The 13,033-nt window shown below is 46.4% G+C and carries 11 protein-coding genes and 1 pseudogene; 5 read left to right on the plus strand and 7 right to left on the minus strand.

Annotated elements, in window-relative coordinates; genetic code table 11:
* From AC27G9_RS18810 to AC27G9_RS18820, 3 genes and pseudogenes are all read left to right on the plus strand, one after another.
* The coding region (locus AC27G9_RS18810) for an RHS repeat-associated core domain-containing protein (protein ID WP_487076031.1) at positions 1-655 on the plus strand (655 nt) is incomplete at its 5' end.
* Complete coding sequence (locus tag AC27G9_RS18815; RefSeq protein WP_487076032.1) at positions 656-1,219, plus strand: hypothetical protein; 564 nt, start codon at positions 656-658, stop codon at positions 1,217-1,219.
* A 223-nt stretch (positions 1,220-1,442) separates the two neighbouring features.
* Positions 1,443-1,646 (plus strand): annotated as a pseudogene (locus AC27G9_RS18820) (hypothetical protein); the annotation flags it as partial.
* A 16-nt stretch (positions 1,647-1,662) separates the two neighbouring features.
* Here AC27G9_RS18820 and AC27G9_RS18825 read toward each other — a convergent pair.
* Positions 1,663-2,580, minus strand: a complete 918-nt coding sequence (locus AC27G9_RS18825) for a LysR family transcriptional regulator (protein WP_487076033.1) — start codon at positions 2,578-2,580, stop codon at positions 1,663-1,665.
* A 132-nt stretch (positions 2,581-2,712) separates the two neighbouring features.
* On the opposite strand from AC27G9_RS18825, the gene AC27G9_RS18830 reads away from it, so the two are divergent.
* Positions 2,713-4,164, plus strand: coding sequence for an NAD-dependent succinate-semialdehyde dehydrogenase (locus AC27G9_RS18830; RefSeq protein ID WP_487076034.1), 1,452 nt, complete (start codon positions 2,713-2,715; stop codon positions 4,162-4,164).
* A 101-nt stretch (positions 4,165-4,265) separates the two neighbouring features.
* Here AC27G9_RS18830 and AC27G9_RS18835 read toward each other — a convergent pair whose 3' ends face one another.
* The 6 genes from AC27G9_RS18835 to AC27G9_RS18860 all read right to left on the minus strand — a co-directional run bounded on the left by AC27G9_RS18835 (position 4,266) and on the right by AC27G9_RS18860 (position 10,416).
* Positions 4,266-5,066 (minus strand): hypothetical protein, encoded by an 801-nt coding sequence (locus AC27G9_RS18835; protein WP_487076035.1) that lies wholly within the window; start codon positions 5,064-5,066, stop codon positions 4,266-4,268.
* Between the two features lie 75 nt (positions 5,067-5,141).
* Complete coding sequence (gene nadK / locus AC27G9_RS18840) at positions 5,142-6,017, minus strand: NAD(+) kinase (RefSeq protein WP_487076036.1); 876 nt, start codon at positions 6,015-6,017, stop codon at positions 5,142-5,144.
* 112 nt (positions 6,018-6,129) lie between these two features.
* Positions 6,130-6,897: a 3-hydroxybutyrate dehydrogenase gene (locus AC27G9_RS18845; protein ID WP_487076037.1), complete on the minus strand. Its 768-nt coding sequence runs from the start codon at positions 6,895-6,897 to the stop codon at positions 6,130-6,132.
* Between the two features lie 8 nt (positions 6,898-6,905).
* Positions 6,906-7,901 (minus strand): extracellular catalytic domain type 2 short-chain-length polyhydroxyalkanoate depolymerase, encoded by a 996-nt coding sequence (locus AC27G9_RS18850; RefSeq protein WP_487076038.1) that lies wholly within the window; start codon positions 7,899-7,901, stop codon positions 6,906-6,908.
* Positions 7,902-7,906: 5 nt separating this feature from the next.
* Positions 7,907-9,061: an E22 family MetX-like putative esterase gene (locus AC27G9_RS18855; protein WP_487076159.1), complete on the minus strand. Its 1,155-nt coding sequence runs from the start codon at positions 9,059-9,061 to the stop codon at positions 7,907-7,909.
* Positions 9,062-9,120: 59 nt separating this feature from the next.
* Positions 9,121-10,416 carry a GntP family permease gene (locus AC27G9_RS18860; protein WP_487076039.1) on the minus strand — a complete coding sequence of 432 codons (1,296 nt, stop codon included), beginning with the start codon at positions 10,414-10,416 and terminating at the stop codon, positions 9,121-9,123.
* Positions 10,417-10,679: 263 nt separating this feature from the next.
* Between AC27G9_RS18860 and AC27G9_RS18865 the strand changes: the two genes are divergently transcribed.
* The gene (locus AC27G9_RS18865; protein ID WP_487076160.1) at positions 10,680-12,944 is read left to right on the plus strand and encodes a TonB-dependent receptor; all 2,265 of its coding nucleotides are present in this window, start codon (positions 10,680-10,682) and stop codon (positions 12,942-12,944) included.
* The last annotated feature ends 89 nt before the right edge of the window (positions 12,945-13,033 follow it).

Raw genomic sequence — 13,033 nt, forward strand, 5'->3', positions numbered from 1 at the left:
ACTGGTGTATATGCAAGCAAGGTACTATGATTCAGTGGTTGGGCGATTTTTGAGCAATGATCCTGTAGGGTATTCGCAAGAAAACCCAGTAATGTCATTCAATCGATACATGTATGTTAACAACAACCCACTCAACTATACTGATCCTGATGGCGAGTTCTTACAGTTCGTTGGCGCGATTATCGGTGCTGCCTCGTCATACAAAGCTGCAAGAAAAGCGGGAGCTACGCAAGGCCAGGCACTTACTGCCGCTGCTTTTGGCGGTGCTGTAGGTTTTTTCACTGGAGGCATAGGGAGTGCTGTAGCTTCGACTTCGATTAAGGCTACAATCTCGAGCGCTGTTAATGCTTCTGCAGGACAAGTTGCTACGACGCTTGTTAGTAGCACTGTAACCGGTGCTATATCAGGTGCAGCAGGTGAACTAATTGGTGGAGGTAATGGTTCTCAACCACCTTCACAGCAAGCCATAATTGATGCTGCTGTTTCTGGAGGCTTGACCGGCGCTTTAGGAGGGGGAGCTGCTACCGTCATTGGCGGTGCTGGAGGGTCAATTGCCGCGTTGTTGTTAACAAGTGATACATTGACTGGCGCGAACGCATCAGAGTCGACTCAACAACAGGAATCTCATGAAGAAGCTCAACGTGGAAATCAATAAATGAAAATTGGAACGAAATCTAAAGTATCACTACGGAGTATCTCAGACTGGTTGGAACAGACTTTCGATGGGTTTAGTATTCGTTCAAAATTGATAATAGGTTGGTTTGTTTTTGTTACTGGTCTAACTATTTCGACTGGGTTGTTGAGTAGTGTCCAACCGATGCCTGATAAATCGGAGCTATTTTGGGAAGCTGGAGATTTAAAATTTGATTACCTAACAGAATCTCTTACTTTTCGATCCTTCATTAGAGGGACTGTCACTCTTTGCCAAACAGATTGGATCAACTTTAAAGATGTTTCAGAAATATTGGAGGGCCACGAACATTCGAATGTAGAACTAAATCTATATGTCCGCGATTTAGAAAATGAAAATCTTCACTGCCTCAAAGCATATGGACTGACAGTAAACAACGATCCGTTAGTAAATATCGAAGATGTTAGAGATTCAAAAGTATTCACGAAACGGTTGCATAAAGTAATCGCATTGATAGTCATGCTATACGGTGTATATCAGATTCTTTCTGCAAGAAGAAACCAAGAACGGAGAAAAAACGAAGAATAGGCACTCCCTAATATAGATTTGAATCCCTGAGTCTTTAGTTAGAATTGCCCCCCAATAGTTGGATATTGCAACTATTGGGGCTTTTTATGTTTAAAGACATAAGAAAATTTGAGCGAGTAGTCACTGAATCAGCAAACATATTTGGTCAATATACGCTTTCAACACTGCCCAATCTCAGCTCTGCAACAATGAGATATTAGTGCTTTGTTATTTGCTGTCATGAGGCTTTACTCATCCAGAGTTGAATGCCAGTGCTTTGGCTATGTTGCAGCCTCAAGTTGAAGATTGCATGGCAGGGTATTCCACAAGTAGAACTTGTGAAATTGGCTTAAGCCATCATTCAGGCATTGATTATCAGTCTATTGTTTATTTAGTGGATAAGTGCACAACACCGATCAATTCAAAGATGCAACCCTTACCACAGTAATAGGATTGAAGGGGCCTCATTGATTGAAGTGTTGTTCAAACAGCGACTGAGCCAAGTGTACTTTTTTGACTTCCCTTGGGTTCTTGCGGGTCACTAAGCTCAGTGTAAATTGATAGTTGTTAACATCGGGCCCCAGAAGGCGTATTTGTTGGTTTTCCAATTCACTCTGTATGTAGCTTTTTGGCATGTATCCAATGTAGCTACCCGACATGATCAACGTTTTTCTGGTGCTGAATTGATAAGCGTTGGCAGCCAGGTTTAGCTTTTGTAGTTGTTCACGGCCAACGGGGTCGATATCCAGCCCAGGATGAATGGCGGGATATTGGCTGAGAATTGATTCTGTCACTTGTTGTTCAGGTAGGCCAAATAGCGGGTGCTGGCGCGAGCAGCACAAGTAAATTTCTTCAGAAGAGATTGCCTGATAATCCAAACCATCAATGCGATGATAAGGAGGAAGCAGGCCGATGTGTGCTTTGTCTTGCAGCAATTTACGCTCAATGTTGGCAACACTTTCTGTGTCAAAACTGATTCGCAAATTTGGTGCTTGCTCGTGCAGCGCGGCAATAACATTAGCGATAGTTTGTTGATTAGTGTCGCCAAACATGTCAGTACATAAAATCACAAGCTCGCCGTTGAGTTGATCTCCTAAATTACTCACCAGCAGAGCGAAATCATCCATGCTGTCAAACAAGTCAATTAGCCCATGATAAACTTGTTGGCCGTTGTCCGTTAGCGAAAATCCCCCTCGGCCACGCAAACATAGCTTAAAGCCCATGCGAGTTTCTAGGCTACTAATATGCACGCTGATTGTTGAGCGACCAACGCCTAGTACCGATTCTGCCGCTGCAAACCCACCACATTCCACAACGGTTTTGAAAATTCGGAGCAGGCGAATGTCATATTGGGCGAGTGGTTTGGCGTTTGAATGCTTCATATACAAAGTTTGATATACTTAAAACTAAACATTGAATGTTTGGTATTTAAACCTTTGCGGAGCTGGGTTTCAATAGTCAGATGAAAATTGGACGCTTTGTGTTCACGGTAATATCACTATTGGAGTGTTTGCATGATTAATTTGCACGACAACAACCTTTTAAAAACGTGCTCTTATGTCGATGGGCAATGGCTATCGAGTGAAACGACATTTACGGTAACCAACCCAGCTAACCCTGAGCAATCTATCGACGTTGCTGATGCTGGCGCAGATATTGCCGAACGAGCGGTAGTCGCCGCTGCTGCGGGATTAAAAACATGGCGTGAAAAAAGTGCCAACGACAGAGCGGTAATATTGCGTAAGTGGTTTGATTTGATGATCCAGGCCAAGGCTGATTTAGGTAAAATCCTAACGTGGGAGCAGGGTAAACCTTGGCTTGAGGCCCAAGGCGAAATAGCCTATGGCGCTTCTTTTATTGAGTGGTTTGCCGAAGAGGCCAAACGCGTTTATGGCGACACCATTCCCAGCCCTTCTGGCGATAAACGAATCGTCGTGATTAAACAACCAGTCGGCGTTGTGACTTCTATTACGCCGTGGAATTTCCCCAACGCAATGATTGCTCGCAAAGCCGCTGCTGCACTGGCGGCAGGGTGCAGCTTCGTTGTCAAACCCGCGTCAGAAACACCGCTTTCAGCGTTAGCTATGGCAGAACTTGCAGAGCGTGCGGGTGTACCTGCTGGCGTATTTAACGTCGTCGTAGGTACGCAATCTAGAGAAATTGGCAATGTCCTAACCCAGCATCCTGATGTCGCAAAATTCACTTTCACAGGGTCAACTGGCGTAGGTAAACAACTTATCAAACAGTGCGCTGACGGCGTTAAAAAGGTTTCTATGGAGCTTGGTGGCAATGCGCCATTTATCGTTTTTAACGATGCCGATGTTGCCGAAGCAGTAAAAGGTGCCATGGGCTCTAAGTATCGAAACGCTGGGCAAACTTGTGTATGTACAAACCGTATTTTTGTGCAATCCGGAGTACTCAGTGCGTTTGAAGAGGCTTTTGTAGAAGCCGTCAATCAACTTTCTATGGGCGATGGCATGGAACCGGGCACTGACATTGGTCCTTTGGTTAATGACAAGGCATGCAACGATGTACATCACTTGGTGACAGCGTCAGTGGCACAAGGAGCAAAAGTTTTAACTGGAGGAGAAGTGCCGCAACACGGCTTCTACCAGCCAACAGTACTCACCCAAGTTTCGAATGATATGCCAATTGCACGAGAAGAGATCTTTGGGCCAGTCTCACCAATCATTCCCTTTGAATCCGAAGAGGAAGCCATCGCTTTGGCCAATGATACGGAATATGGCTTAGCGGCTTATTTTTATTCCCGAGATATTGGCCGAATTTGGCGAGTGGCGGAAGCCCTTGACTACGGCATGGTTGGGATTAACGAAGGTATGATTTCTAACGCAGCCGCGCCGTTTGGCGGTGTTAAACAATCTGGGAATGGCCGTGAAGGCTCTAAATATGGCCTCGATGACTATTTAGAAGTGAAGTATTTGTGCCTCGGAGGTATACAAAAGTAAAGCCTGTGCCAAAGGAAAAGGGGAGAGGGAGTCATCGTTTCTAGTGTGTTACACCTCCCTATATCGCCTTCTTCCCCATTTTTACCCTAGCAGTCCACGTTTTACTGATAGCCAAGCATTTCAATGATGTAGTCTGCTTCAGGTAACGCTGGGGTATTTTGAAGTGCATTGATGACATAACCTTGATAACTGGGTGTTGCCATCACGTTTTGAATATCGAGAATAACCTGTTTGCCTACTGCGGATTTGGAACAGGCGATGTAGCCCTCTACTGGTGTTTTGGCCTCAACAAGCGCGTAGGTAAACACAGGCGTCGTATTTTTATCAACCAATTGGCGGCTCTTGAAAACCGAGGCATATTCAATAATGCCGTCGAGCTTGCCTTGTAAAAGCATAGTGTGGAGCCGTTCGGCCTTTTGGCTACCAGCGCCCTGGTAAAAGTGGCGACTGCCGTTTCGTATCAGCCTATCGATCTGCTCGGAATAGCGGCGCCCGTTTATCACGCCAATTTGCATCGGCCTATCTTCAAGGAGTTGACTCAGCGAAATCTCAGAAGTCCAAGGCAATGGCTTGGTAACGATGAGTCGGTTGGGTGGATAGATGATAAGCGGTGAGGCGGCATAGTAGGCAAGGTTGACGCGTTCTGGGGATTTTTGCTTGTTATATAGGCAGAGGTTACTGTTCTGCTCGAGCAATCGCCATTCTCTTTCTCTGCTGGCGAGTTCGTAGTTAAAATCGTATTTATCGCTCAGCGATTCGGTGATTTGGTACATAAACCCCGACACTAAGTCGGCTTTTTGAATACCGCCCTCTGGAATCAAATCCGTTGCTATATTAACGCGCTGTTTTGCTTCCACTGCACAGCTTAAGATCAATGAAGTGATCAATAAGATGTGTCGCATAGTTACCTCACTCAGACTACTTTGTAATCCTAGTGAACAATCGCGTTTATCGCTAGGTAAAAACGTCTGCGCTTCTTAGTATAGCTTGCTGCCCCAGCCGAGTTTGTTTCTCAATACGTTAAAGTAGTTGTAACCTTTTGGGTGCACGAGGGACAGGGTATCTTTGCTTTTCTGTACTCGAATTTCGTCTCCGGGCAGAACGGTAAGTACAATGTGGCTATCGCAACTTACTTGCAGGCTGTCACTGTTAACTTTCGACACACGCATGTGTATTGTACTGTCTGCGTCAACGACAATGGGACGGCTACTTAAAGTATGCGGGAACATAGGTACCAATGTCAGTGCATCGAGTTTCGGCATTAATATAGGGCCGCCACCAGAGAGAGAGTAGGCAGTCGATCCTGTCGGCGTGGCGATAATCAGGCCGTCCGAACGTTGGCTGAAGACAAAATTTTCGTCGATATAGACTTCGAACTCCATCATATGCGCCACTTTACCGTGGTGAAGCACAACCTCGTTTACTGCCGTGTTCAAGCTTTTCATTTTTTCATGTCGGAACACTGCAACTTCGAGAAGAAAACGCTTTTCAACAACCGTTTCACCCTCAAAAATCAAATCTAACTGCGCTTCAATATCATCGGGGTTGATGTCGGTAAGGAAGCCTAAATTTCCTCTATTTACGCCGACGACATGTATGTCAAATCGAGACAATACGCGCGCAGCACCGAGCATATTGCCGTCGCCTCCGACAACTATGGCCAAATCTGCACGCTTACCTATCGTGACTAAATCACAAACCTCGTGGCTGTTGTCGTCCATCTCTTGCGCGATATTGTCATCAACCAATACTTCGCATTGGCGGTTTTTGAGGTATGACGCCAGCTGGTTAAGGCTATCATGAGCGCCTTCATGTGCAGATTTGCCGATAAGGCCAACAGTTTTGTAGGTCATAGGTTTGGTGCTAAATCACTGATGCGTCAGACATTAGCACAAGACTGGTGATTTCGGCAAAAAATGCGAGGCAAATGGTGGGAGAGTGCGGTTTCACTCTCCCTATCGGGTATTAGCGGGCTGTCCAGCCACCATCGAGCACGAAGGTTTGGCCCGTAATGTTTCGAGCGTGAGAGCTCACTAAAAATAGCGCGGTTTCAGCGAGTTCTTCTTCGCTGATAAAGGCTTTTTTGGGCATAGGCTCTAACATGATTTTGTTGATCACATCTTCTTCAGAAAGATTATTTTCAATCGCTTGCGCCTTTATCTGCTTCTCTACGAGCGGCGTTTTTACATAAGCCGGGCACAGCGTATTGATAGTCACGTCGCAGTCACCGGTTTCTAGCGCGATGGTTTTAGCAAACCCAAGTAAGCCGTGCTTTGCCGCAACATATGCTGATTTGAAGGGTGATGCAACTAAGGAATGAATGGAGCCAACATTAATAATTCGACCGAAATTATTGGCACGCATTGATGGCATAAAGGCTTGAGTCAATAGCGCCGGGCCAACTAACATGATGTCGATTAGTTGTTGCCACTTCTCCGCGGGAAAATCTTCGATCTTTGAAACGTGTTGAATTCCGGCGTTGTTGATCAACACATCCACTGGTGTCGCTTCCAGTACGCCGGCTAACTCGGCAACTTGCTTGGCATCGCACACGTTGATTTCTATTGCGCGAGCACTGAGTCCAGCTGAAAGCAATTCATCAACAGCACGTTGAGCTGCAACCAAATTAATATCGGCAATGATGATATGGTGACCTTTTTCAGCCATTGATTTCGCGATACCAAAACCAATTCCGCTGGCACCACCTGTGACAAACACATTAAGTGATTTCATGAATTTTCCTATTGAGCTGACAAAGCGTTAATCATATTTTTCACTGCGGTTATTTGCTTACCCTCTTGGGTCGCATAGTCGGCGCCTGTGTATCCCCACCAGTCCCAACATGCTTGCGGGTTGAGTGGCAAAAACATCGATTTCTTGGTTTGCGGATACAAGACAACGGTTTCGTTTGCATCCGCCCAACGGTTAATGCCAGTTTGTTCAGCATAGGCCGTGCCAATCGCTTCAGCATTTTGGTTACAACCGTGAAAGCTCACATGCACTTTGCAAACTTCGCCTTGTTCACAAGTGCTAGGCACGTATAGATAACCCTCTTTCGCTAATGTGTTTGCAGGTTGGCCACCCAGTTTATGTTGATCAATTTTTACTAATGTTCCGCTCGCTTTGCTGTGTTCTGGTGCAGCTGCGCCAATCAGGTGGGTCAACATGGCACCCGCTGCGTCGTACTCACAGGCACCAATAAATGGCGAAGTAGAATCGGTACAATCATTACCATTGGTAAGCGTGGGGAAAACATGTGGAGTTGGTTGATCTGTAACCGCAACCACGTGATCGGGTTTGACGTAAGTCTGGTACTGCTTAATCAAAGCTTGAGTAACTGCTTCGTTGACACGTGTGTCGCGCTTGCCGTGGTAGATCCAAACTTTATCGCCTTCAAGGTGTTTGGTATTGGCTATCTTGCCGTCGTTGGCCCAAGTTGCCACTTGACTATTGATGACATCGAGTGGTATTTCGCTAGCGACTTTGTCCACACAACGCTCCAGAGCAGTGGTGATACTGTTTTGAGCGCAGTAAACCGGACCTGATGCTAATAGAGCTGCTCCAGAAACCCAATCTGAGTGAGCGAAATGAAATTGAGAAGCCATGTAACCACCCGATGATAAACCGCTAACAGTAATGGTTTGGGTATCGAGCGACAGCGGTATTGTATCTTCTGCATATGCCATGGGGACGATAGAGCAAGCAAGGATAGTGCTTACGGCAATAATGGATTTCAATGTGATTACTCCGAGTGATCGTTTAAAAAGGCAGAGATTGTGTTGGCATGTGCGCTAATACCGACAACACCGTCTAAATGACCCAATCCACCATTTAATTCTGCATACTGACTGTGTAAACCTTGTGACAACGCTAACTCATGGGCTTCTTTTGCAAGTTGGGGCATGAGTAAAAGGTCGTTGGACGAGGGAATAAATAAAGTTTTGGCTTTGATGTTTTTGATACCTGCAATAAGTGACTCGTCATGGCCGGCTAAGAACAATTGGCATGCTCTTACCAAGTAAAGTAAATGGTTTGGATCCATGTTTACCGCACGGCCTCTCGCCCGATTGTACAACCAAGACACTATTGAATGGTTTGCTCTAATATCGTTTAAAGGCGCGGTTTCGAGTTGAGAGAAATTTAGCCCCTTGGCAGTGCCATCAAAAAACACTGGCTCCAACGCATTTTGTGTAATCAGTGCGAGCGATGCCGTTAGCCCATCCATTGGGCGCTCGTCATGAGCGTAATTCCCGCTCTGCCATTTTGCATCGAGTTTAATAGGCGTGGCCCAGTGTTCCAGTGCTGCCACAGTCCAAGGGTCGCTTTGTGCAACGCCAATGACTGATATCATTCTCGGGACCCAGTCTGGGTAGGTCGCAGCCCAGTCAATCGCTTGCATCGAGCCCATCGAAGGCCCCACTACGGCGTGCAATTGCTGAATGCCTAAACTCTCTAATACCGCCTTTTGTACATTGACGAAATCGCGAATGGTTACCACAGGAAACGTTAGCCCATAGGGCTGTCCTGTCTCGGGATTGACCGATGCCGGGCCAGTTGTAATGACGTTCTTGTCATAGGCGTTGATATTGGCAAGACTGTCGACACTGATGACAAAATACTTATTGGTATCGATAGCTTTACCAGGACCGATAATGGCATCCCAGTATCCTGGTTGAGCGTCATCGTGGGCGTATTTACCCGCAGCATGAGAGTTACCGGTAAAGTAATGCGTGATCAAAATGGCGTTAGTCTTTTGAGCATTCAAATTGCCGTAGGACTCCCAACCCACTTGCACGTCTTTGATGATATTGCCGTTAAATGTCGTAAACGTATCTATGTGAAACCGTTGTTTTTCGACCAGCATTGTTTGTGACGCATTGGCCTGATGAACCCACATCAATACAGTGAACAGAACACCCAAGCTGAGTTGGAAAAAAGAATTCTTCATAGCGTGCCTTAGAAAATACTGAATAGCGCGATTGCCATTGCTACGCCTATTAATGGGATTAATACGGTCAGCTTAGCCATGGCAATATAAGCTGCTTGATGGGTTTCGTGGCAGATAGCGCGGATAGTAGTAACGACGTAGCCATTGTGTGGCAAAGAATCCAGTGCGCCGGATGAAATCGAGACTATGCGATGGAGTTCTTCAGGATCTACGCCTTGGTCCATGTAATGGGGCGCAACAAGTGGCAGGGCAATCGCTTGTCCTCCCGAGGCAGACCCCGTTAAACCTGCGATAACACTTACCGCAACGGCGGCGCCAATCAGCTCGTTGCCTGGAAGCTGAGTCATGATAGCAACGGCTTCTTGAAATGCTGTTGTGGATTTGGCAATACTCCCGAAACCGACCACCGCCGCCGTGTTGCCAATGGCGACAAGCGCACCGGTCGTGCCCAAGTTAATCGCGCCAGCTAGGTTGTGAAAGTGCTTGTAATTGATAACCAATAAGGACAATACCCCACCACCTAAGGCTACTATTAGTGCGAGTTGGGCCAAGGTGTCGTGAAAAGCGAACGACAAGACCAGTACAACGAGTAGTGAGATGAGTCCTGTTACTGGGTGAGGATAATCTCTTTCTGGAACATTGGGATCGTGATCTCTGGCTTCAAATCTTTCGCCATTGGCGACGGCTTTTCGAATCATTTTTGTAAGCCAAGCGTAGCCAAACACGGCCATAAAGATAGCCACAACTAAACTGACTTCCCATCCCGCAAACGGCGATGTACCCAGGTATTTAATTGGGATCCAGTTTTGAATTTCCGGCGAGCCTGCCGAGGTCATGGTGAAAGTAATCGAGCCAAACGCCAATGCTGCGGGAATAAAGCGTCTTGGTAAATTAGCGTCTTTGAACAAGCTCAGCGCCATAGGATAAACGGAAAATGCGACAACAAACACGCTGACGCCGCCGTAGGTTAAAACTGCACAAGCTGCGACAATGGCGAGTACTGCGCGCTGATGGCCGAGTTTACCGACGATCCAGCGAGCTAGCGAGTCGGCCGCACCGGTATCCTCCATGAACTTGCCGAAGATAGCTCCGAGTAAAAACATGAAAAACCAAGAGGCTATAAACCCAGAAAATCCATCCATGTACAAATTCACAAAGTGAGAATCCCCGGTAAAAAAGGGAATGCCACTGGTTGCTGCCACTATAATGGCGCATAGAGGCGCAGCGATGAATAAATTCATCCCTCGGATAGTTAAAACAATCAGTAACGCTAAGCCTCCAACGAGGCCAAGAAAACTCAACATAATGTATCCTTTAGTAAAAACCTGTGACCGCAGATCTTCAGGAATGGGTAAAGTTTGCGTCTAAGTCGCTGATTTTCCCATAGTACGATGGTACTACATACTAAGTGTTGTTTCTGTCCTAGAGTAATTTTCGACCGTAAGCTTCACGAAAAAAATAATACTAAGTGACTAAACATTAGGGACACGATATGAAAACAACACATCATAAACATCCTAGCGCAAAACGCTCATTGTGCGCGCTAGCGGTTGGTCTTGCTTGCGCCATGCCTAGTGCTGCACAGGAATCCAACAATAACGACGAGACTAAATTGGCGGGGTTAGAGAGAGTTGAAGTCACCGCTCGTAGAACGGTCGAAACCCTGCAAGAAGTGCCCGTTGCCATCACATCGGTGGGCGCAGCTGAATTAGCGGAAAAGGGCATAACCGTACTGACAGAGGTACAACAATTTTCGCCTAATACCACGCTACAAACGAGCCGTGGCACAAACTCAACGTTAACAGCGTTTATCCGAGGTGTTGGCCAGCAAGATCCGTTGTGGGGTTATGAGCCTGGTGTTGGTATCTATATCGATGATGTGTACGTTGCTCGTCCTCAAGGGGCGGTGCTTGATTTGCTTGACGTAGAACGGGTAGAGGTGCTTCGGGGTCCGCAAGGCACGCTTTATGGTAAGAACACCATAGGTGGTGCTATCAAGTATGTGACAAAAGAAATGTCAGGAGATACTACGTTTAATCTCGAGGGCACCGTAGGGTCTTACAATCAACGTGATGTCAGAGTAACGGGGCAAGTCCCACTGGTTGAAGATGTGGTTTATTTAGGTGTTGGTTATGCCAACCTGAACCGAGATGGTTTTGGTGAATTTCTCGAATCGGCGTTACCTAATCAAGACCGCGAAAACTACAACAAAGATTTGTGGGCTGGCCGCATATCCCTCGAGGTCCATCCTACGGACGACTTATTTTTCCGTTTAACGTGGGACAAAACAGAAGATACGTCGAATGCCAAAGGCGGGTACCGCTTGCTCCCAAGCTTATTGACCAATGCGCCGGTTCCCGATTCAGTTTACGATTCGTACACCAGTTTACCGACGTCGAACTTAGTTGAGTTGGAGGGTTACAGCTGGATGGTACGCTACGATGTGTCCGATGCACTTGAGCTCAAATATATAGGTTCACATCGCGAAAGTTATTCACCGACTAACATTGATTTTGACAATACGCCCCTCGATATTTTTGATGTGCCAGCAGAATATGATGATGAAAACGATACGCATGAATTCCAAGCGAACTATCTTGGCGAGTCATTTTCACTCGTCAGTGGTCTGTATTTCTACGACGGTGAATCCTGCGGTAACTTCGACGCAATCTTAGGTGTATTGGGTCGATTAGCGTTCCAAACGCCGGGGTTAACTCGGGAAGTCACCGGTTGCAACAACAGTGAAAGCTGGGCTGCGTATGCTCAACTGAATTATGATATTAGCGAGCGACTATCCATGTCATTGGGCGCGCGCTATACCGATGAAGAAAAACAAGCCGTCGTCAATAACGGGCTTATTTTTGATAACGTGTATCCATCAACGGGGTGGATTCCGGGTTACGTGCGTCCCGATGGTCAGCTAGTCCCTCAAGTTCTTGGTAGCGATACAGACGGAGATGGTGTATTGGATGCTCCGAGTGTTGAAAGCTGGTCGCGTTTTACACCAAGATTAGGGTTGGAGTATCAATACTCCGACGACATTATGTTTTTCACGAGTTACAGCCAAGGGTTTAAATCAGGCACATTTAACCCGCGTGCGACAATTAACGAACCCGCGGTTAACCCTGAAATCGTCGATTCTTTTGAGTTGGGTATGAAAGCCGATTGGTCGGATAAACTCAGAACCAACATTACCTTGTTCTCGCTTGACCACAAAGACCGTCAGTACATTTCAGTTTTACCGGGGCAGAGTTCTACCGATCTCCAGCAGATCTTGGGTAACGTCGGCGAATCTAATGCCAAGGGTATTGAAGCTGAGATAACTTTCGCTGCAACCGATAATTTGGTTTTAGATGCCGCTATCGGCTTCATCGATGCTGAATTTGAAGAAGTGCTCGAGCAAACCGCTAATGGACCAATCAATATTGCTGATCAGTTCTCAATTTCCAATACGCCGGATTACACAGCAAACTTTAATGCAACGTATCTGATTGAATCGTCGATGGGAGATTTTGTCGTAAATGCAAACTACTACTATCGCGACGATTACTCATTGTTTGAGCAAAATAACCTGCTCAATCAAGATGGATATGGATTACTTAATTTCAGTGTGACTTGGCAAAGTATGGAAGGCGACTGGTATGCGGGCTTGCATGCTAAAAACCTCACTGATGAAGAGTATCTTGTTGGCGGTTATCAGTTTGTTACCCCCGACCCAGCTGATCCGACAGACATCTCTCGTTACACGCCGGGTTTAGGCGGGGATAACACCTTGATTGGTTATTACGGCGACCCTCGTACGATTCATTTAACGGTGGGTTACCGCTTCTAATGTGTGTAAGTTAGTCGGTAACATGGTAAGTTACTGACCTAACATTTGGGTGGCATTGGAGGGCAGTGCCACCTTTTTTTCTGTTCTAC

Source organism: Alteromonas sp. 5NS40-0096 (genome assembly GCF_057544385.1).